This window comes from Streptomyces sp. NPDC006733 (genome assembly GCF_040636125.1).
Taxonomy (GTDB): Bacteria; Actinomycetota; Actinomycetes; order Streptomycetales; family Streptomycetaceae; genus Actinacidiphila.
This window is the reverse complement of sequence record NZ_JBEYJD010000010.1, coordinates 123,591-143,199: the sequence shown is the minus strand read 5'-3', so window position 1 is coordinate 143,199 and position 19,609 is coordinate 123,591. Positions and strand designations below refer to the sequence as shown.

At 73.2% G+C, this 19,609-nt stretch carries 21 protein-coding genes; 11 read left to right on the top strand and 10 right to left on the bottom strand.

Annotated elements, in window-relative coordinates; all coding sequences use genetic code 11:
- The first annotated feature begins 70 nt into the window (after positions 1-70).
- Positions 71-544, top strand: coding sequence for a GH25 family lysozyme (locus tag ABZ721_RS11740; RefSeq protein WP_358788458.1), 474 nt, complete (start codon positions 71-73; stop codon positions 542-544).
- A 90-nt stretch (positions 545-634) separates the two neighbouring features.
- On the opposite strand, the gene ABZ721_RS11735 is transcribed toward ABZ721_RS11740, so the two are convergent.
- The 4 genes from ABZ721_RS11735 to ABZ721_RS11720 form a co-directional block, all read right to left on the bottom strand.
- Positions 635-1,294 carry a GPP34 family phosphoprotein gene (locus tag ABZ721_RS11735; protein ID WP_358788457.1) on the bottom strand — a complete coding sequence of 220 codons (660 nt, stop codon included), beginning with the start codon at positions 1,292-1,294 and terminating at the stop codon, positions 635-637.
- A 16-nt stretch (positions 1,295-1,310) separates the two neighbouring features.
- A complete protein-coding gene (locus tag ABZ721_RS11730) occupies positions 1,311-2,837 on the bottom strand; it encodes a sigma-70 family RNA polymerase sigma factor (protein ID WP_358788456.1) in 1,527 nt (508 codons plus the stop codon).
- 26 nt (positions 2,838-2,863) lie between these two features.
- Positions 2,864-3,808 (bottom strand): CAP domain-containing protein, encoded by a 945-nt coding sequence (locus tag ABZ721_RS11725; RefSeq protein ID WP_358788455.1) that lies wholly within the window; start codon positions 3,806-3,808, stop codon positions 2,864-2,866.
- Between the two features lie 251 nt (positions 3,809-4,059).
- Positions 4,060-4,740, bottom strand: a complete 681-nt coding sequence (locus ABZ721_RS11720) for a chaplin (protein WP_358788454.1) — start codon at positions 4,738-4,740, stop codon at positions 4,060-4,062.
- Positions 4,741-4,881: 141 nt separating this feature from the next.
- Between ABZ721_RS11720 and valS the strand changes: the two genes are divergently transcribed.
- Together valS and ABZ721_RS11710 are read left to right on the top strand one after the other, a co-directional pair.
- The gene (valS, locus tag ABZ721_RS11715; protein WP_358788453.1) at positions 4,882-7,455 is read left to right on the top strand and encodes a valine--tRNA ligase; all 2,574 of its coding nucleotides are present in this window, start codon (positions 4,882-4,884) and stop codon (positions 7,453-7,455) included.
- Between the two features lie 250 nt (positions 7,456-7,705).
- Complete coding sequence (locus tag ABZ721_RS11710; protein ID WP_358788452.1) at positions 7,706-8,143, top strand: anti-sigma factor antagonist; 438 nt, start codon at positions 7,706-7,708, stop codon at positions 8,141-8,143.
- A gap of 55 nt (positions 8,144-8,198) precedes the next feature.
- Here ABZ721_RS11710 and ABZ721_RS11705 read toward each other — a convergent pair whose 3' ends face one another.
- The gene (locus tag ABZ721_RS11705; RefSeq protein ID WP_358788451.1) at positions 8,199-10,160 is read right to left on the bottom strand and encodes a protein kinase; all 1,962 of its coding nucleotides are present in this window, start codon (positions 10,158-10,160) and stop codon (positions 8,199-8,201) included.
- 224 nt (positions 10,161-10,384) lie between these two features.
- Between ABZ721_RS11705 and ABZ721_RS11700 the strand changes: the two genes are divergently transcribed.
- Together ABZ721_RS11700 and ABZ721_RS11695 are read left to right on the top strand one after the other, a co-directional pair.
- Positions 10,385-11,371, top strand: a complete 987-nt coding sequence (locus ABZ721_RS11700; protein ID WP_358788450.1) for an aldo/keto reductase — start codon at positions 10,385-10,387, stop codon at positions 11,369-11,371.
- 63 nt (positions 11,372-11,434) lie between these two features.
- Positions 11,435-12,229, top strand: a complete 795-nt coding sequence (locus ABZ721_RS11695) for a maleylpyruvate isomerase family mycothiol-dependent enzyme (RefSeq protein WP_358788449.1) — start codon at positions 11,435-11,437, stop codon at positions 12,227-12,229.
- A 3-nt stretch (positions 12,230-12,232) separates the two neighbouring features.
- Here the strand turns inward: ABZ721_RS11695 and ABZ721_RS11690 are convergent, their stop codons facing one another.
- Positions 12,233-12,583, bottom strand: coding sequence for a hypothetical protein (locus tag ABZ721_RS11690; protein ID WP_358788448.1), 351 nt, complete (start codon positions 12,581-12,583; stop codon positions 12,233-12,235).
- 156 nt (positions 12,584-12,739) lie between these two features.
- On the opposite strand from ABZ721_RS11690, the gene ABZ721_RS11685 reads away from it, so the two are divergent.
- Both ABZ721_RS11685 and ABZ721_RS11680 read left to right on the top strand, forming a co-directional pair.
- Entirely contained in the window at positions 12,740-13,273 is a 534-nt protein-coding gene (locus ABZ721_RS11685) for a GNAT family N-acetyltransferase (RefSeq protein ID WP_358788447.1), read from the top strand.
- A gap of 61 nt (positions 13,274-13,334) precedes the next feature.
- The gene (locus tag ABZ721_RS11680) at positions 13,335-14,168 is read left to right on the top strand and encodes an NmrA family NAD(P)-binding protein (protein ID WP_358788446.1); all 834 of its coding nucleotides are present in this window, start codon (positions 13,335-13,337) and stop codon (positions 14,166-14,168) included.
- Between the two features lie 26 nt (positions 14,169-14,194).
- Here the strand turns inward: ABZ721_RS11680 and ABZ721_RS11675 are convergent, their stop codons facing one another.
- A complete protein-coding gene (locus ABZ721_RS11675) occupies positions 14,195-14,890 on the bottom strand; it encodes a hypothetical protein (RefSeq protein ID WP_358788445.1) in 696 nt (231 codons plus the stop codon).
- A gap of 229 nt (positions 14,891-15,119) precedes the next feature.
- On the opposite strand from ABZ721_RS11675, the gene ABZ721_RS11670 reads away from it, so the two are divergent.
- Positions 15,120-16,349 carry a phospholipase D-like domain-containing protein gene (locus ABZ721_RS11670; RefSeq protein WP_358788444.1) on the top strand — a complete coding sequence of 410 codons (1,230 nt, stop codon included), beginning with the start codon at positions 15,120-15,122 and terminating at the stop codon, positions 16,347-16,349.
- Here ABZ721_RS11670 and ABZ721_RS11665 read toward each other — a convergent pair.
- Positions 16,324-16,713, bottom strand: a complete 390-nt coding sequence (locus ABZ721_RS11665; protein ID WP_358788443.1) for an STAS domain-containing protein — start codon at positions 16,711-16,713, stop codon at positions 16,324-16,326. The two genes, ABZ721_RS11670 and ABZ721_RS11665, sit on opposite strands and share 26 nt — an antisense overlap.
- Before the next feature lie 212 nt (positions 16,714-16,925).
- On the opposite strand from ABZ721_RS11665, the gene ABZ721_RS11660 reads away from it, so the two are divergent.
- Positions 16,926-17,099 (top strand): hypothetical protein, encoded by a 174-nt coding sequence (locus ABZ721_RS11660; protein WP_358788442.1) that lies wholly within the window; start codon positions 16,926-16,928, stop codon positions 17,097-17,099.
- Here ABZ721_RS11660 and ABZ721_RS11655 read toward each other — a convergent pair.
- Positions 17,096-17,686: a DNA-3-methyladenine glycosylase I gene (locus ABZ721_RS11655; protein ID WP_358788441.1), complete on the bottom strand. Its 591-nt coding sequence runs from the start codon at positions 17,684-17,686 to the stop codon at positions 17,096-17,098. The genes ABZ721_RS11660 and ABZ721_RS11655 overlap by 4 nt on opposite strands.
- Before the next feature lie 101 nt (positions 17,687-17,787).
- Here ABZ721_RS11655 and ABZ721_RS11650 point away from each other — a divergent pair, with 101 nt between their 5' ends.
- Together ABZ721_RS11650 and ABZ721_RS11645 are read left to right on the top strand one after the other, a co-directional pair.
- A complete protein-coding gene (locus tag ABZ721_RS11650) occupies positions 17,788-18,183 on the top strand; it encodes an AraC family transcriptional regulator (RefSeq protein WP_358788440.1) in 396 nt (131 codons plus the stop codon).
- Between the two features lie 96 nt (positions 18,184-18,279).
- Positions 18,280-18,690, top strand: a complete 411-nt coding sequence (locus tag ABZ721_RS11645) for a VOC family protein (RefSeq protein ID WP_358788439.1) — start codon at positions 18,280-18,282, stop codon at positions 18,688-18,690.
- Positions 18,691-18,763: 73 nt separating this feature from the next.
- Here the strand turns inward: ABZ721_RS11645 and ABZ721_RS11640 are convergent, their stop codons facing one another.
- Complete coding sequence (locus tag ABZ721_RS11640) at positions 18,764-19,546, bottom strand: glucosamine-6-phosphate deaminase (RefSeq protein WP_358788438.1); 783 nt, start codon at positions 19,544-19,546, stop codon at positions 18,764-18,766.
- Positions 19,547-19,609 lie beyond the last annotated feature (63 nt).

Genomic DNA, 19,609 nt, shown 5'->3' with positions numbered 1-19,609 from the left:
CGGGGAGGCGACTCCGTCGCCTGTTCAACCCCATCTGCGGCTGTCCCCGATCCCCGTGTCACATCTGCCGATGCCTTGCGACGAGCAGGACGCCTGGATCCGCTACGCGAGGAGCCGGGCCCCCGGCCACCGGGTGATCTTCTACTGCAACAAGGACTACTGGTTCAACCGCGACACGACCTCGTTCGCGGGCGACGGCCTGTGGATCGCGACCGGCGGCCTCCCGGCCGGCTCCCCCGGCGTCAAGCACCCCTGGCTGGTCCACCAGTACAGCTCCGCGGACGACATCGACCACAACGTGGCCCGCTTCACCAGCCGCGCCGCGATGGAGACCTGGGCGGTCGGCACCACGAGGACGGGCCTGACCCCCGAGGGGATCAGAGCGGTCGCCGCCGCGGTCTGGAACCACCGGATCACCAGCACCCGCGACAAACTCCCGCAGGACGCGGCCACATACGTCGCCGCCTCGGACGGGCACCTCGCCGAGCTGCTGGAGGCGCTGGCCGCGGGAGCGCGAAGGTCGAAGCACTGGCCGCCGCGGTGACCGACCTCGCGGCCAAGGCGACCCCGCCGGACGACCCCGCGGGCTGAGGGGGCGGCCGGCAGCGACGGGCGGCCCCGGTATCGGGGCGGGTCAGCCTGTTGAGGAGGCCGCGCTGGCGGAGGCGATGGCCGCGGTGATGGCGGCGCGGACCGCGGTGACGGCGTCCTGGACGGCCGCGGCGGACCACTGGGCCTGGGCGAGTTCCTTGATGCGGGCCTTGCGGAGGCGGGGGTCGATGCCGGGGAACGTCTTCTTGGTGAGTCCGCAGGCGTCGACCAGGGCGATGAGGGCGGCGGAGCGGTCGTCCGGCCGGGCGCCGCCCACGATCGCGGTGAGACGGTCGCGGATGTCGTTCGGCAGCGCCGGGTTGCGGCTGGTCCACCGCGTGGACGGGAACAGGCCCAGCACCCGGTACGGCTCCTCGCGCAGCACGCCCTTCGCGGCGAGCCCGGACAGCACCCGCCCGTTCACCCGGCGGGACTCCGCCTTCTGCACCCAGCGCTTGGCGCTGCGCGGTCGGTCGTCGCGGATCTGCGCGTACAGGGCGTCGAGTTCCGCGTCGGCGCTGCCACCGGTGTCCTGCTTGGTCGCGACGAGCTTGCCGTCCCGGACGACGATGCGCTCGCGCAGCGCCAGCTCGATGAGCAGGGCGCCCGCCACCCCGCGGGTGGCCACCAGCCCCGACATCGTGCTCCTGCCCTCGGGGGTGCGGGCCAGCAGCAACAGCTCCTCCGCCAGCGTCAGTTCCATCGCCCCAGCGTACGGCTCAGTGGGCGGCGAAGTCCTGGGTCCACCACGGGCCGCCGGAGCCGAGGTTGGCGCCCACGCCGATATGGGTGAACCGGCAGTCGAGGATGTTGTCCCGGTGGGCGGCGTCGCCCATCCAGTCGGCGACCGCCCGCGCGGCACTCGCCGGGCCGCGGTCGATGTTCTCGCCCCACCGGCTCCACGCGTACCCCGCGGCGGTGATCCGCGCGTCCGGGCCGACTCCCTCCGGGGTGTCGTGCTCGTAGTAGCCCCGTGCGGCCATGTCGTCGGCGTGGCCCTGCGCCGCCGCGTGCAGCTTCGGGTCCGCGCGCACCGGGCGGCAGCCGTGCAGCGCCCGCTGCGCGTTGACCAGCTCGGTGACCTGCTGTTCGAGCGTGGGCCGGGGGCGGGCGGGCGGCTTCGCGGGGGTGGTGGGCGGAGCGGAGGTGACCGTCGGCGTCGGGGGCGCTGGGGCGGGTGCGGTCGTCGTCGCGGGGGGCGCGGCGGTCCGGGTGGGGGCCGCCGAGGGCGCCCGGTCGGGCTGCCAGCGCAGCACGGCCGTCACCGCCAGGGCCGTCACCAGGAGGACGCCGGCGGCCACGGCCGGGGTGCGGGGTCGCCGGGAGCGTGGCGCTCTGGCACGCGAGCGTCCCGGCCCGCCGGAACCGCGGGACGTCGGCGTCGAGCCCGTCGGGGACATCGCGGCCGGTGACATCGCGGTCGCGAACGTCGTGTCGGGGGAGCGGAGGACCGGCACCAGGCTGAGGCGGGCGAGGAGCCCCTCGGCCGGGACCAGGTCGACGGCGCGGCCCGAGCAGTCCCGGCAGTCGCGGGCGTGCCGGGCGACGCGCTTGCGCCACAGGGCGGACGGCACCTGGTCCCACGGCGCGAGCAGGGACTCCAGCTCGGGGCAGCGCGGCACGGCGGCCAGCGCCCGGACCACCAGCCGGCCCGTCTCCAACTGCTCCTTCATCCGCTGGACGCGGACCGCCGCGTGCCGTGCCGGGACGCCGAGCCCGGCGGCCAGCTCCTCGCGGGTGATGACGTCGGCCGCCTCCAGCCACCACAGCGACAGCAGCTCCCGGTCGTCGGCGTCGAGCCAGCGGGTGGCCTCGGCCACCTCCCGGCGCTGCCCGGACAGACCCAGCCGCCAGATGGTCAGGTCGGTGAAGTCGGCCGTCGGGTCGGCCAGCTCGCGCGCCTGGTCGAGCCCGGCGGTCCGGGGCGGGCCGCTCGCCGAGCGCAGCCGGCGGACCTGGTTCATCGCGATGGCCACCAGCCAGGAGCGGAACGACGCCGGGTCGCGGAGGTCGGGCAGGGCGCTCAGGACGCGCAGCATCGTCTCCTGCACGACGTCGTCGACGTCGGCATGCCCGTCCAGCGCCCGGCCCACGATGTTGTAGACCAGCGGCAGGTAGGCCGCGACCAGCTCCTCGCGGGCCGCTTCGTCCCCGCCCCGGGCGGCCGTCACCAGCGCGGTGCCGCGTGCCCGCTCCACGTCCGACCGCTCCACGTACGACCGCTCCCGTCCACCGTCTCGTGCCACGTCGTCGCCTCGCACCGTCCGCGGCCTCAGGAGGCCGCGCCGAAGTCCTGGGTCCACCAGGGACCGTTCGAAGCGAGGTTGATGCCGACGCCTATCTCCTTGAAGGCGCAGTTGAGGATGTTGTCACGGTGTCCGGGGCTCTTCATCCAGCCGTCCATCGCGGTCCGGGCGTCCTGGGGGCTCTTGTAGATGTTCTCGCCCCAGGTGCTCCAGTGGTAGCCGGCGGAGGTCATGCGCGCGCCCGGTCCGACGCCTTCGGGGGTGTTGTGCTCGTAGTAGTCGCGCGCGGCCATGTCGTCGGAGTGCGCCTGGGCCGCGGCCTGCAGCGCGGCGTTGACGGTGACGGGCTTGCAGCCCTTGCGGGCGCGTTCGCTGTTGACCATGTCCACGACCTGCTGCGCGTACCGGGCGGTCGTCCCGCCGGAGAGCGTCCCCGAGGAGGGGGCCTTGCGGGCGCCGGCGCCCTTGTCCGCGCCGGCCGTGCCGGTGGCGCCGGTGGCCGTTCCGGTGGTGTGCGGTGCGGTGGTGGCCGGGCGGGTGCCCGGCCGCGGCGAGGAGGGGGCGGCCGTGACGGAGGCGCTGCGGGACGGTGTGGCGGGGGCCGTGGAGTGCGGGGCCGCCGAGGCGCCGCCCGGGGTGCCGGGGGTACCGCGGACGCCCGTGACGGGGGCCGGCCCCGCGGCCGACCGGGTCTGGTCGGCCGGTTCCGTCACCGACCGGACCACGGTGTACCCGCCGCCCGCCACGGCTATCAGCGCGGCCGCGCCGCCGACCGTCACCGCCCAGCGCGAGCGGCGCCCCCGGTGCTGGCCGCCGCGTCCGCCGTGCCGTCCGCCGTGCCGCCCGGCGCTGCGGCCCCGCGCGGCGGAATGGGCGCCCCGGCCGTCCGGGCGCTGCGGGTACGGGGCGCCGTTCGCGCCGGGTTCCGGGGCGGACGGGGTGGATATGGAGGGTTGGGGCTCACGGTTCACGCGGGTTCACTTCCGGTGCGGGATCTGCTGGGTGCGGGTGCAACACACAGGAGATCCGGCGGCCGGAAGCCGATAACACAAATCCGCGGACGAGTTCCGTCGGAGACAGGACGCGCGTCAGGACGCGGGCGGGCGGGCGCGGCCGGGCCGACGCAGGGCCCGACGCAGGGCCCGGCGCAGAGCCCTGCGCCGAGCGCCGAGCCGGGCAGCACGATGGAGTGCGGGCCGGGCGTGGCGCCCGTTCGAGCCCGTCACGTCCGGGGACGCGACCTCCGGTACAGCACGGCGCCGCCGATGAGCAGGGCCGCTCCCGCGGGCACCGCGAAGCCGAGGGAGTCCGTGCCGGTGTGCGCGAGCACCTCCCCGGCGTCGGCCTGGACGAGCGGGGCCTCTTGGCTCGCCGAGACCGGCGCGGTCGGCGCGGCCGGCAGGGTCCGGTGCCAGGGCGCGGGGAGGGTGACGGCGGGCGGCGTGTCGGGCCGGTTCGACGAGACGTTGCCGATGGACGGGCTCCCGATGCCCACGACACTGACCGAGTTCCCGCTCAGGTTCACCGGCAGATCGACGGGCAGTTGCAGGCCGTTGCCGGTGACGATCCCCGGCGAGCCCTGCGCGGTGCCGTGCGCGACCGAGCCGTCCGTGTGCGGGGAACGGGGGCCGGTGGCCGGAACCCGGCCCGGACCGCTGCCGTGCGAGACGTTCGCACACGCGTTGCCGGTGGCCGGGTTGAGCAGGCCGACGACGTTGACGGTGTTCCCGCACAGGTTGACCGGAACGTGCACCGGAAGCTGCACCGAGTTGCCCGACAGCACACCGGGGGATCCCACCGTGTCACCGCCCGCGCCCGCGTCGGCGTACGCATGACCCGCACCGGCCAGTGCCCCGCCGGCGGCGATGACGGTGAGCAGTCCCTTCCTGGCGACCTGTTGCATGGGTTTCCTGCCTTCCGGAATGACGCACGGACCGAACGTCCGCACCCGTCCCAACGCGGCGGCGGCATTCGGGTTATGGCTCATATGTATTTGCCTCCCTTCGAGTGATCGCGTACAACGCCCTTCCTTTAGCATGTCGAAATGACGTTCACCCACCGCCCCAGTGGCGTTCCCGACAGGCCTGTGCTCGACGGGCTGGAAGAGAAGTGGTCCCACCGGTGGGAGACGTCGGGCGTCTACGTATTCGACCGTTCCAAGACGCGTGAGCAGGTGTTCTCCATCGACACCCCGCCGCCCACCGTCAGCGGTTCGCTGCACGTCGGCCATGTCTTCTCGTACACGCACACCGACGCGATCGCGCGTTATCAGCGCATGTGCGGCAAGGAAGTGTTCTATCCCATGGGGTGGGACGACAACGGCCTGCCGACCGAGCGGCGCGTCCAGAACTACTTCGGCGTCCGGTGCGACCCGGCGCTGCCCTACGACCCGGACTTCACCCCGCCGCGGACGCCGGGAAAGCAGCAGATCCCCGTCTCGCGGCGCAACTTCATCGAGCTGTGCGAGCGGCTGACCGTCGAGGACGAGAAGGCGTTCGAGGACCTGTGGCGCCGGCTCGGGCTGTCGGTGGACTGGACGCGGACGTACCAGACGATCAACGACGAGGCCCGTGCCACCTCGCAGTCCGCGTTCCTCAACAGCCTGGCCCGCGGAGAGGCGTACATGGCCGAGGCCCCGACGCTGTGGGACGTCACCTTCCGCACGGCCGTCGCCCAGGCCGAGCTGGAGGACCGGGAACGGCCCGCCGCCTTCCACCGGCTGGCCTTCCACGGCGCCGACGGCCGCCGCGTCCTGATCGACACCACCCGTCCCGAGCTGCTGCCCGCCTGCGTCGCGCTCGTCGCCCACCCCGACGACGCCCGCTACCAGGAGCTGTTCGGCACGAGCGTGCGCACCCCGCTGTTCGACGTCGCCGTGCCCGTGCTGGCGCACCGGCTGGCCGACCCGGAGAAGGGCTCCGGGATCGCGATGGTGTGCACCTTCGGCGACACCACGGACGTGACCTGGTGGCGCGAACTGCGGCTCGGCACCCGCCCGGTGATCGGCTGGGACGGCCGCTTCACCGCGGATCCGCCCGAGGGCGTCGTCGCGGAGCAGGCGCGGGCCGCCTACGGCCGGCTGGCCGGAGCCACCGCGCACACCGCCCGCGAGCGGGTGGTGGAGATGCTGCGCGCGAGCGGCGAGACGGAGGGCGCGCCGCGGCCGGTCACCCACGCGGTGAAGTTCTTCGAGAAGGGCGACAAGCCCCTGGAGATCGTCACCACCCGCCAGTGGTACCTGCGCAACGGCGGCCGTGACGTCCCGCTGCGCGAGGAGCTGCTGCGGCGCGGCGCCGAACTGCGGTGGCACCCCGAGCACATGCGGGTGCGCTACGAGAACTGGGTGAGCGGGCTCAACGGCGACTGGCTCGTCAGCCGGCAGCGGTTCTTCGGCGTGCCGATCCCGGTCTGGTATCCGCTGGACCAGGAGGGCAACCCGGAGTACGACCGGCCGATCGCCCCGGACGCGGCGGCGCTGCCGGTGGACCCCAGCGCCGAGGCGCCCGCGGGATACACCGAGGCGCAGCGCGGGGAGCCCGGCGGGTTCATCGGCGACCCCGACATCATGGACACCTGGGCCACCTCGTCGCTCACCCCGCAGATCGCCGGCCGGTGGTTGAAGGACCCGGACCTGTTCGCCCGGGTCTTCCCCATGGACCTGCGGCCGCAGGCCCACGAGATCATCCGCACCTGGCTCTTCTCCACGGTGGTCCGCGCGCACGCCGAGCACGACGTCCTGCCCTGGAAGCACGCCACGATCTCCGGGTGGATCCTCGACCCGGACCGCAAGAAGATGTCGAAGTCCAAGGGCAACGTGGTCACCCCGGCCGACCTCCTGGCGCAGCACGGCTCCGACGCCGTGCGCTACTGGGCCGCCAGCGGCCGCCCCGGTACCGACACGGCGTTCGACACCGGCCAGATGAAGATCGGCCGCCGGCTCGCGGTGAAGATCCTCAACGCGAGCAAGTTCGTCCGGGGTTTCGGCGCGGTCCCGGCCGGCACGCCGGTCACCGAACCGCTGGACCGCGCGATGCTTGCCGAGCTCGCGGCGGCCGTCGAGGAGGTCACGGCCGCGTTCGAGGACTTCGACTACGCGCGGGCGCTGGAGCGCACCGAGCACTTCTTCTGGCGGTTCTGCGACGACTACGTCGAGCTGGTCAAGGACCGGGCCTACGGTGCCGAGGGCAGCGCCGGAGGGGAGCAGGACGTCGCCGCGACGCACTCCGCCCGCGCGGCCCTGGACACCGCCCTCGACACGCTGCTGCGGCTGTTCGCCCCGCTGCTGCCGTTCGTCACCGAGGAGGTGTGGTCCTGGCACGCCGAGGGCTCGGTGCACCGGGCGGGCTGGCCCGTGGCGAAGGAGATCCGCGCCCGGGCCGCCGACGGGGACGGGACGCTGCTGGCCACCGCGGCGGACGTGATCTCCGCGGTCCGCAAGGCCAAGTCGGAGGCGAAGGTGTCCATGCGGGCCGAGGTGACGACGGCCGTGGTCTCCGGGCCGCGCGAGGCGCTCGCCCGCTACGCCCTGGTCGACGCCGACGTGCGGGCGGCGGGCCGGATCGGCGCCGTGGAGCGGCGGGAGGACGCCGGGCCGCTGGCGGTGCGCGTCAGTCTGTGAGGGTGCCCGGCGGCTGTCCCGGCCCCGTGGATCGGGGCAGCCGCGGCACGGGCCGCACCTGTACAAAAATATGACGACCGGCAACGTGCTCGGTCTTATTCACCCGCAGGGCTGAATGACCTCGTGCCTGTACGTTTCTGCATTCCTCCCTGTCCCTACAGTTCAGGATGTCGCCCGGGACCCCGGTGGTAGTCCGTATGGCTGAGCGCTTCCGAGGACCACTCAGGAGCTGTTGGACAGGGGGCCGCGCATGGATGATCACATCCCGGCTATGCACACGGGCCACGCAGGCCTTCGCCTGGAGGCCGCACCGCTGGAGGCCGCAGCGCGGCGGCCCCGGCTCGTGCACAGTTACGCGCGGGGCGAGTTCACCGTGGTGGAGCTGGGCGGGGAGATCGACCTGTCGACCATCGACGAGGTCGACGCGGGGTTGTCCGCCGCCACGCAGTCGCCGGGCTCCCTGGTGGTCGTGGACCTGCGGCCCGCCCAGTTCTTCGACTGTGCCGCGCTGACCCTGCTGGTCCGCACCCGCCGCCGGCTCCTGGAGCACGACGGCTGGATGGGCCTGGTCTGCACCCACCCCTGGCACCTGCGGGTCCTGCGGCTGGCCGACCTCACGAGGAACCTGCGGCCGGTCGCGACGGTCGAGGCCGCCTGCGCCCGCGCCCCGCACCGGCGGCCGCGGTGACAGCGGTGACGGCGGCCGCGGTGACGGCGGGCCCGCGGGCCGGGTCCGGGCGGGCTCAGTCGCAGCTGATGTCGGCGTAGTCGAACGTCGCGGTGAAGGGCCGCTTCTGCGGGTCGCCCTGCGGCGACTGGGAGCGGTTCACCACGGACAGGCCGATCCGCAGCTCCGGCTTCCCCTTGGTCCCTGACGCCCCCGGCGTCGGGGCCTGCCCCAGCTCCTGCCAGGCGGCGGCCGCGTTCTCCCGCCAGGACGCGGTCACGGTGTCGCCGACGCGCCGCAGCTGCAGCTGGACGCTGCGCGCGTCCGTCCTGATGAGCTTGCGGCCCTTGGACTCCGCGGTGGTGAAGGCGTAGTCGATGGCGATGTACTTGCCGTCGTCCCGGTAGTACTCGAACGTGATGCCGCCGGTGTCGCCGTAGCCGCGCTCCAGCCGGATGTACCCGTAGCCGGCGGCTCCGAGGAAGAGCCCGGCGCCCTGGTAGGTGTAGCGCGGCAGCGCGCTCACCTGCGTCGTGGCGGTGAAGTTCCCGCTCACCGGGCGGTAGTAGACCGGCGCCCGGGCCCCGACCGAGGGGATGTCGGCCCGCAGGTCCGCGCCGTCGGAGGCGGTGACGGCGAGCTGCCCGCCGGAGATGACCATCGGTTCGTCCGCGTTGTGGTGCGGGACCCAGCCCGCGGCCGTGGTGGTCGAGGTGAAGGGGTCCTTGATGCCGCCGCAGGCCAGCGTGGCGGCCGTGCCGGACGGGGTGGGGGAGGCGGTGCTGGACGAGCCCGAGGACGAGCCCGAGCTGCCGCCGGGCTGGTCCTTGTTCCCCAGCAGGTTCAGCGCGATCGCGCCGCCGCCCCCGAGCAGCAGCATCGCGACGGCCGCCGCGAGGATCCGCCCCCGGCGGCGCTTCGGCGGCTCCGGTGATCCGGGCGGGCGCGGTGCCTGCGGGACCGTGGTGTACGCGCTGTGGCCCCCGGATCCCCTGCCGGCGGTGCTGCCGGCGGACGGGACGAACGGCGGCGGCCCGAACCCGGCGGGCGGAGCGGTGCCCTCCGGCGGACCGGGATAGCCGTAGCCGGACGGGGCCGGTGCGGCGGACGGGGCGGCCGGGGACGGGTCGAGGACGGTGGGATCCTCTTCGAGGATCCCGGCCTGCCGCATGATCGCCCGGGTCAGCGGCACCGGAAGCCAGCGCCCGCCCGAGTCGAACGTCGCGGTCGGCGGCGGGTCGAGGGAGTCCAGCCCGTCCAGGACCTGCGCCGCGGTGGGCCGCCGCGCCGGGTCCTTGGCCAGGCAGCCGCGCGCCAGCGGGCGCAGGCCCGCCGGCAGGTCGTCGACGCCGACCTCGTCGTTGACCACCCGGTACAGCAGCGCCGGGGTGGCGCCGGTACCGAAGGGGGACCGTCCGGTCGCCGCGAAGACCAGCACCGCGCCCAGCGCGAAGATGTCGGTGGCGAAGGTGATCTCGCCGCCGGTGACCTGCTCGGGCGCCATGAACCCGGGCGAGCCGATCGCCAGCCCGGTCATCGTCAGCCCGGCGGACTCCAGCGCCTTGGCGATCCCGAAGTCGATGACCTTGGGCCCGTCCAGGGCGAGCAGCACGTTGGACGGCTTGAGGTCGCGGTGGACCAGTCCCGCGCGGTGGATGGCGACCAGCGCCTCGGCGAGCCCGGCGACGAGCATGCGCACCGCGTCCTCGGGCAGCGGCCCGAACTCCGTCACGGCGCTGGTCAGCGACGGCCCCGCCACGTAACCCGTGGCCAGCCACGGGGGGTCGGCGTTCGGGTCGGCGTCGATCACCGGGGCCGTGAAGACCCCGCTGACCCGTTTCGCGGACTCGACCTCGCGGGCGAACCGGACGCGGAACTGCGGATCCTGGGCCAGATCGGCCCGGACCACCTTCACCGCGACCGACCGGCCGCCCGGCGAACGCGCCAGATAGACCTGCCCCATGCCGCCCGCACCGAGCCGCGCGACGATCCGGTACTGCGCCACCTGCCGCGGATCCCCGGGACCGAGTTGCTCCACCCTGTCGCACCCCCTCCGGAACCCGTACCGGCCGGGCGCCGCAAGCTCCCCGCCGGCTGCGTGTCCGGCCCACGATCAGAGTAGAGCCGCCCGGCCCGCAGGGGGCGCTGTCGCGCAAGTCGGCCCCCGCCGCACCGGTCGGCGGGGGTTGACTTGGAGCGCGCTCCAGCATGCAGACTCCTGCCCACAGCCCGCCACGAAGGGGCTCAACGAGGGGAAAGCACATGCTCTACCGCACGATCGGCACGGACCCGGCCACCCGCCGCGAGGTCAGTGTGCTGAGTCTGGGCGCCATGCTGTTCGGCACGGCCACCGACGAGGCGACGTCGTTCGCGATCCTGGACCGGTACGTCGAAGCCGGCGGCACCTTCATCGACACGGCCAACAACTACGCCTACTGGGTCAACGGCACCCAGGGCGGCGAGAGCGAGGCGCTGCTCGGCCGCTGGCGCCGCAGCCGCGGCGCCGGCGACGAGCTGACCATCGCCACCAAACTCGGGGGCCGGCCCCTCGCGCCCAGCTCCACCCTGGCCCGCGAGGTCGAGGGACTGTCCGCCAAGTCGATCCGGGAGTCGTCGGAGCGCAGCCGGGAGCTGCTCGGCGTGGAGAAGCTGGACCTGCTGTACGCGCACACCCAGATCACGAACTCATCTGCCCAGGAGATCGTCGAGAGCTTCGCCGAACTCGTCACCGAGGGCACGGTCGGCCTGCTCGGCGCGAGCAACCACTGGGCGTGGCGGCTGGAGCAGGCCCGCGGCCTGGCCGCGGCGGCGGGCCTGCCGGGGTACGACGTCCTGCAGTACCACCACAGCTACCTGCGGCGGCGCACCGACTTCCCGAGCCTGCGCTCCCCGGACGGCCAGGAGGGCGTGCTCAGCGGCGACCACCTCAGCTACCTGCGCGCCAACCCCGCACTCGCGCTGGTGGCCTACTCGCCGCTGCTCGGCGGCGCCTACGGCCGCGCGGACAAGCCGCTGACCTCCGACTTCGACCACGCGGGCACGCCCGTCCGGCTCGCCGCGCTGCGCGAGGTGGCCCAGGAGACCGGCGCGACCGCCAACCAGGTCGTGCTGTCCTGGCTGATCGGTTCGGACATCCCGGTCATTCCGCTGGTCGGCGCCTCCTCGGTGGCGCAGCTGGACGAGAGCCTGGCCGCGGTCGACCTGGAGCTGACGGCGGACCAGCGCGCACGGCTGGACGCGGCGAACTGACCACCGCCGCGCGGCGCGTGGGGCCCGTGTCGGTTCCGATGCGGTGATGGCAGAGTGGGAGCCATGGACTACGTGCCCCATTTCCAACGCGAGATCGAGGCGTTCGAGGCCGCGATCCGTCGGGCGGCCGGTGCCGGTGACGCGCTTCCGGTCCCGTCCTGCCCGGACTGGACGGTGTCCGATCTGGTGCTGCACCTCGGCGGCGTGCACCGGTTCGTGGCCGCCATCGTCGAGAACGGGCTGATGGCGCCGCCCGACGTCACGGACGTCACCCTGTTCGCGCTGCCCGACGACCGCACCGGCTGGCCGACCCCCGAGTCGGCACCGAGCCGCGGTCCCGTCCCGCCCGGTCTCGTCGACTGGTTCGCGGACGGGGCCCGCGCGCTGGCCGCCCTGTTCGGGAGCGTCGCCGGCGATCGGACGGTGTGGACCTGGTCGCAGGAGCGGACCGTCGCCTTCTGGGTGCGGATGCAGACGATCGAGGCGGCCCTGCACCGCTGGGACGCCGAGGGCGTGACCGGCGCCGCGCAGCCGGTGGCGGCCGAGCTGGCGCGCGACGCCGTCAGCCAGACCTTCGAGGTCATGGCACCGGCCCGGCGGGCCTGGAAGCAGGCTCCCCCCGGCGCCGGCGAGCGGTTCGGCTTCCGCGCGACCGACGTCGAGGGCGCCTGGACGGTGTCCGTCACGGGCGACGACGTGCGGCTCACCGCGGAAGCGGGCCCCTGCGACGTCGAACTGGCCGGCACCGCCTCGGACCTGATGCTGTACCTCTGGAACCGCATCCCCGCCGACCACCTCGAGGCCAAGGGCGACCAGGCCGTCCTCGACCGCTACTTCACCCTCGTACCGCCGGTGTGAGCCTCAGCGGAACTCGTGCACCACGGCGATGGTGCCGACGATGTGGGCGTTGAACTCGTCCAGCTCCTCGGCCGGGACCCACAGCTCCAGGATCGTGCGGCCCCCGGCCTGCTGGACGGGGTACCGGGCGACGAACGCCGAGTCGACCTCGAAGCGGGTGACGAAGCCCGCGCCGTCGTGCGGGACGTTCCAGTCCCGGGCGATCTTGACCGCGTACTCCTCGTTGAGGACCGGGTAGAAGATCGGCTGCTCCGGCAGCCGCGGCGGCCAGGCCCGCCACTCCAGCTCCCGCACCAGCTCCAGCTCGCGGGGACCGGTCGGGCGCCAGAGGGTCGTCGTCGGTCGGCCGGTCATGGTGGATGCCTTCTGTCGGGCGGCGGGTCCGGTGATCCCGCTGGTCGGGAGTGGGCAGGATAGCGGCGCCGTGCGCCGGGCGGCCAACGGGTTGTTCGTCCGGCCGGGGCCCGGAGCCGATTACCGTTCGGGGGCGTCGTTCGACAGGATGCGGGTATGACCGAAATCCGCACCCCCCGCCTCCTCCTCCGCCGCTGGCACGACGACGACCTCCCGGCCATGGCGGAGATCAACGCCGACCCGCAGGTGATGCGCTGGATCAGGGACGGCTCGGTCCGCGATCTGGAGAGCACCGCGGAGTCCATCGAGCGCTGGGAGGAGGAGTGGGACGACGAAGGCTTCGGGATCTTCGCCGTCGAGCTGCTCGCCTCCGGCGAGCTGGCCGGGTTCACGGGGCTGTCCGTGCCCGGGTTCCTGCCGGAGGTGCTGCCGGCCGTGGAGATCGGCTGGCGGCTCGGGCAGCAGTTCTGGGGCCAGGGCTACGCGTCCGAGGCCGCCCACGCCACCTTGGAGTTCGCCCTGCAGGACCGCGGCCTGGACCGCGTCATCAGCATCGCGCAGGTCGGCAACGACGCCTCCGAGAACGTCATGCGCAAGCTCGGCATGGTCCTGGACCGCGAGACCGTGGACCCGGCCAGCGGCCGGCGCCTGCGCGTCCACAGCATCGACCTCACCGAGTTCCAGGCCTGACGCGACCGAACCGGTCGCGGCCGGACGGCATAGTCCGGCCGCGACCGGGGTTGGCCCCGTCATGACCACGATTCTTGTCACCGGCGCGACCGGCACCATCGGCAGACACCTCGTTTCCGCACTGGCGGGCACCGGGTTCGACGTCCGCGCCCTCGTCCGCGATCCGGACCGGGCCGCGCTGCCCGGGGGTGTGGAGGTCGTGCGCGGGGACCTGACGTCGCCGCAGTCGCTCAAGGCCGCACTGCGCGGGGTGGAGCGCGTCTACCTGATGTGGCCGGGGATCCCGGCCGATCCGCGCGCGGTCGAGGCGATCGCCGAACACGCCCGCCACATGGTGTATTTGTCGACCGATGTCGCCGACCTCGCGGACGGCGAGCGGGCGACGTCGTTCCACCAGGAGATCGAACGGCAGATCCGGGCGTCCGGGCGGGCCTGGACGTTCCTGCGGGCCATCGACTTCGCCACGAACACCCTCGGCTGGGCCGACCAGATCCGGCAGGGGGTCGTGCGCTGGCCCTACGGCCGGGCGTCGCGCTCGCTGATCCACGAGCGCGACATCGCCGACGTGGCGTCCCTCGTGCTCACCTCGGACGGGCACGAGGGTGCCCGGTACGTGCTGACAGGTCCGGAGTCGATCACCCACGCCGAACAGGTGCGGATCATCGGCGAGGCGGTCGGGCGCGAGGTGCGCTGGGAGGACCTGCCGCCGGAGACGGCCCGTGCGCAGCTGACGGCGGCTTGGGGCAACCCGGCGTTCGTCGAGGCCAGGCTGGCGGCGTGGCGGTCGTTCGTGGACACGCCCGAGCGGGTGACGGACACCGTGGAGCGCCTGCTGGGGCGCCCGGCGCGGACCTTCCGCTCCTGGGCGCACGACCACGCGGACGACTTCCGCTGACCTTTGCGCGGCCGTGGCGGCACGCCCTACGGGCGGGGTGCGCCGTACCAGCGCCAGGTGGTGAGGCGGGGCCGGCCGGGCAGCTCCGCGCGGCCGGTGGCCCACAGCAGCGTGGGCCACGGCTCGGTGGTGTCCGGCGCCTCGGGGAACAGCCGGGCGAGCACCCGCGCGCAGATGTCGGCAGGCGGCGTCCAGTCGAGCCCGAGTCCCGCGGCCAGGTCGTGGGTGTGCACCAGGGTCTCCACGATCCCCATCGCGGCGAAGCCCTCGGGGTCCGAGACTCCGAACCCGTGGTGGGCCCGGGTGTGCGCCGGCGACGTGCGCACCATCGCGACCAGCAGCGCGCCGCACGCCTCCAGCACCTGCAGCAGCCCGGCGGCCCCCGCGGTCCGGTCGGCGTGGACGGCGTTCTTCGGGCCGCCGGGGCGCCGGCTCTCCCAGACGAACGGCACCTCGCTCTCCAGCGGCGGCGTCCTGGGCCCCAGCTGCGCCGCGTAGGCGAACAGGTCGTCGCTGAGGTGCTCGACGGTCTCCCAGCAGTCCCACTCCAGCGAACCCGCCCTGCCGTCCCAGGCCGTCGCCGGCGCCCTGCGCAGCAGCGCGACGGAGAGCTGGACGGACCGGTCGAGATCGTCCGCGGTCACGGGGGAGGGCGACGGCGACGGGGCGGCGGCAGCGGAGGGCGCGGCGGGCGACGGCACGGCTTCGGGTGAGGGAGACATGGCAGGACCGTAACCCCCGCACCCCCACCCGCCAACGCGCGGGCACCGCGCCGCCCGTCCCCGCCGCGCGACCCGCGGCCACTCCGCGGCACGGCCACATCTGCGCCCGCACCGGCGGGTGTGTACGTTGGCCCAGTCCAAACGGTTCACTTCGCTCCGAAACCCGGGCATCGGTGCCGTGCGGCGGGGCAGCAGTCACCTCAGCAGCTCACTACGCAGGAGATCTTGGATGACGACCGTCGAGGACCACGAGCAGACACTGCCCGGGGCGGGTGCGCCGCCCACGCCCGGCGAGCTGTCGTACGCCGAGCGCAAGCAGCGGATACGGCGCCGGCTGGAGCGGCTCATCGGCATCGCGGCGACGGAGAACAACGCCCTGGTGCCGTTGCGCAACGGCGACGAGATCTTCTCGGCGATGCTGGGGAGCATCCGGTCGGCGCGCCACACGGTCGACATGATGACGTTCGTCTACTGGCGCGGGGAGATCGCCCGGGAGTTCGCCGCCGCGCTCGCCGACCGGGCCCGCGCGGGAGTGCGGGTCCGGCTGCTGCTGGACGGGTTCGGCAGCCGGCTCATCGAGCAGGAGCTGCTGGACGAGATGGAGCAGGCCGGGGTGCAGGTCGCCTGGTTCCGCAAGCCGCTGTGGCTCTCACCGCTGAAGCAGAACCACCGCTGCCACCGCAAGGTGCTGGTCGTCGACGAGACGACCGGGTACACCGGCGGGGTGGGCATCGCCGAGGAGTGGTGCGGCAACGCCGCGAACGAGAAGGAGTGGCGCGACACCCACGTGCAGGTGCGCGGTCCGGCGGTGGACGGCATCGCGGCGGCGTTCGCCCAGAACTGGGCCGAGTGCCACGCCGACCTCTTCGACGACCGCGACCGCTTCGTCGAGCACGCCCCGCAGGGCGACGCGATCGTCCAGGTGGTGCGCGGCTCCGCCAGTTTCGGCTGGCAGGACATGCAGACGCTGATCCGCGTGGTCATCGAGTCGGCCCAGGAACGGCTGCGCCTGGCCACCGCGTACTTCGCACCCGACGCCTTCTTCATCCAGCTGCTGTGCGACGCGGCCCGGCGCGGGGTGGAGGTGGAGATCCTGCTGCCGGGACCCCACACCGACAAGCGGGTGTGCCAGCTGGCCGGCCAGAACTTCTACGAGGAACTGGTCGCGGCCGGGGTGAAGATCTGGCAGTACCAGCCGACGATGATGCACGCCAAGGTGATCACCATCGACCACGTCGCCTCGCTCATCGGGTCCACGAACTTCAACCGCCGCTCGCTGGACCACGACGAGGAGGTCATGCTGGCCGTCCTCGACGAGACCTTCACCGCGGCCCTCGACGAGCACTTCGAGGAGGACCTGGCGGTCAGCGAGCTGATCGAGTCCGGCTCGTGGAACCGGCGTTCCTCCATGCAGCGGCTCGGGGAAGTGGCGGTCATCCCGATCCGGCGCTTCCTGTGACACCGGTGGCGTCGGGGGGCGGCAGCAGGCCGGCCGCCTCCTCGACGTCGCCGGCCAGCGTGATGATCTGGTCGGCGCCGGTCAGTTCCAGGGTGCGCAGCAGCTGAGGGCTGGGCGCGGCCAGGACCAGGGAGCCGCCGCGCTCGTCCAGGGTCTGCCGGAGGGCGAGCAGCAGCCCCAGCCCGCGGGAATCGCAGAAACTGAGATCACCGCAGTCCAGGATCAGCTGTGACCGGCCGGTGTCCAGCACCGAAGCGATCGCGTCGGCCAGCACCTGCTCGCTGTCCAGGTCCAGCTCACCGACGACCGCCAGGACGGCGAGGCCGTCATGGCGGTGTATTCGTCGCGCCTGCAAGCGCGTCATGGAGCGCTCCCACTCGAAGATCGACTGCCCCGTGCGGTCATTGTGCCAGGGCGATCCGCCTCCGGTCAGGCACTTCGCACACTTGTGCCCGCGGTCTCCGGGCGAACCCGGCCGGAGCAGCAAAACAGGACCGGCGCGGAGAACTGGGTTGGAGTGGTCGGGGGCCTTTCCCGGCCTCCGCGGAGCCTTTCCCAGCACTCTGAGGAGTAGCGATGATCACCATCGTGTGCCACTGCGGCGACAACATCGGCATCCCGAACGGGACCGGCGCCGACCCGGACGAGCAGCCCCTCTACCACGGTGACGACAACGGCAGGCCCACGGTCTGCCCGCTCGACGCCGACGGCGACGGTGACGCCGAGGGCCAGGACCGGGGCCGGGGCTAGAGCTGGATGCCCGCCCGGGCCGTGCACGTCGTGGCGTGGTCATCCACGACGCCGACCGCCTGGAGGTAGGCGTAGGTGATGGTGGTGCCGACGAAGGTGAAGCCCCGCCGCTTGAGGTCCTTGCTCAGCCGGTCGGAGAGATCGGTGCGGGCGGGCAGCGGATCCGTCGGCCGGGGGCGGTTGACCACCGGCGTCCCGTCGACCCACTGCCACAGGTAGGTGTCGAAGGTGCCGAACTCCTCGCGCGTCGCGAGGAAGGCGCGGGCGTTCTTCACCGTGGAGGCGACCTTGAGGCGGTTGCGGACGATCCCGGCGTCGGTCATCAGCTCGTCCAGCTTGGCCTGCTCGTACCGGACGATCTTCCGGTAGTCGAAGCCGTCGAGGGCCTTGCGGTAGTTCTCCCGCTTGTTCAGCACCGTGGACCACGACAACCCGGCCTGGGCGCCTTCCAGGAGCAGCAGCTCGAACAGGTAGGCGTCGTCGTGGGACGGGACGCCCCACTCGGTGTCGTGGTAGTCGGCCATGAGCTGGGAGCCGCCCTCCGCCCAGGCACAACGGGTGACGGGTTCGGCGGGCGCTGCGCTCACGGGCTGTCCTCGGGGGTGCTGGGGCGGGCGGGGATGGGTCGGGCAGGGAAGGGCGGACGGATCGGATGCTACAGCGGGGCACCGACAGCGATACTCGGAGCGTGAGCAGCGCCGCAGAAGACACCAACCGCCGCATGCTGCGGGCCCGGGACGCGATGGACCGGGCGTACGCGCAGCCGCTGGACGTCCCGGCCCTGGCCCGGATCGCCCACGTGTCGCAGGCCCACTTCGCGCGCACCTTCCGGGCCACGTTCGGCGAGACGCCGCACCGCTACCTGCAGCGCCGCCGCGTGGAGCGTGCGATGTCCCTGCTGCGGGAGACCGGTCTCAGCGTGACGGACATCTGCTTCCAGGTCGGCTTCGGCAGCCCGGGGACCTTCAGCCGTACCTTCCGGGACATCGTCGGCCGCTCCCCGAGGACGTACCGCAAGGAGGCCGCGCCCGCGGCGGACGTGCCGACGTGCTTCACGAAGGCGTGGACCCGGCCGAGCGCCTGACGCCGGGCACCCTGCTGCTGGGCGCTGCTCGTGGCCTGCCGCGACTGAGCAGTTTTGGATAAGTTTTCGTCCGGCCCGCTCGGTAGCGTGATGCCCATGTTCACAGCGATCACGCACTCACAGATCTACGTCCTCGACCAGGACCAGGCCCTCGACTTCTACGTCGGCAAGCTCGGCCTGGAGGTCGCCGCCGACATCGACATGGGCTTCATGCGCTGGCTGACCGTCGCCGTCCCCGGCCACCCGGAGCGGCAGATCCTGCTGGAGCGGCCGGGCGCCCCGGCCATGTCCGAGGAGACGGCCCAGCAGGTCCGCGAGCTGGTGACCAAGGGGGTGATGGGCGGCCACCTCATCTTCAGCACGGACGACGCCCGCAAGACGTACGAGACGCTGCTGAGCCGGGGCGTGGAGTTCACCGAGGAGCCCACCGAGCGGCCGTACGGCATCGACTGCGGTCTGCGCGACCCCTTCGGCAACAGCATCCGCTTCACCCAGCCGAAGTCCTGAGCGACGCCGACGGGCCACAGCCGCGGGAGCGGTTGTGGCCCGTGGCGACCGGCCCGACGGCGCGACTTCGTGGCTAGAGGAACTGCCAGGTGGGCTTCGCCGCGTACGTGGCGCGGAAGTAGTCCGCGAGCTTGAGGCCGGACGCGGCCGCCTCGTCGATGACGACGGTGGCGTGCGGGTGCAGCTGCAGCGCCGAGGCCGGCACCATCGCGGACAGCGGGCCCTCCACGGAGAGCGCCACGGCCTCGGCCTTGGCCTCGCCGGTCGCCAGCAGCACCAGGTGGCGCGCCTCGAGGATGGTGCCGATGCCCTGGGTGATGACGTGGTGCGGCACCTCGTCCAGCGAGTCGAAGAACCGGGCGTTGTCCACGCGGGTCTGCTCGGTGAGCGTCTTGATGCGGGTGCGGGAGGCGAGCGAGGAGCAGGGCTCGTTGAACCCGATGTGCCCGTCCGTGCCGATGCCGAGCAGCTGCAGGTCGACGCCGCCCGCGGCGGCCAGCGCGCGGTCGTACTCGGCGCTGGCGGCGGCGACGTCCTCAGCGGTGCCGTCCGGGCCGATGAAGGACGCCTCGGTCAGGCCGAGCGGTTCGACGACCTCGCGCAGCACGACCGAGCGGTAGGACTCGGGGTGCCCCTTGGGCAGGCCGACGTACTCGTCGAGCTGGCAGATGCGCGCCCGCGAGGCGTCGAGCGTGGAAGCGGCGACCCGGGCGGCCAGCGCTTGGTAGATCGGCAGCGGCGTCGATCCGGTGGCTACGCCGAGCAGGGCGTCGGGCTTGCGGGCGAGCAGGCCGGCGATGGCGGAGGCGATGAGCTCGCCCCCCGCTTCGGCGTCCGGAACGATCACTACTTCCATGCTGATTCCACCGTTCTGAGGCATACACGTCGTGGTGTAGACCAATTTACCGGAGGAGGGCGG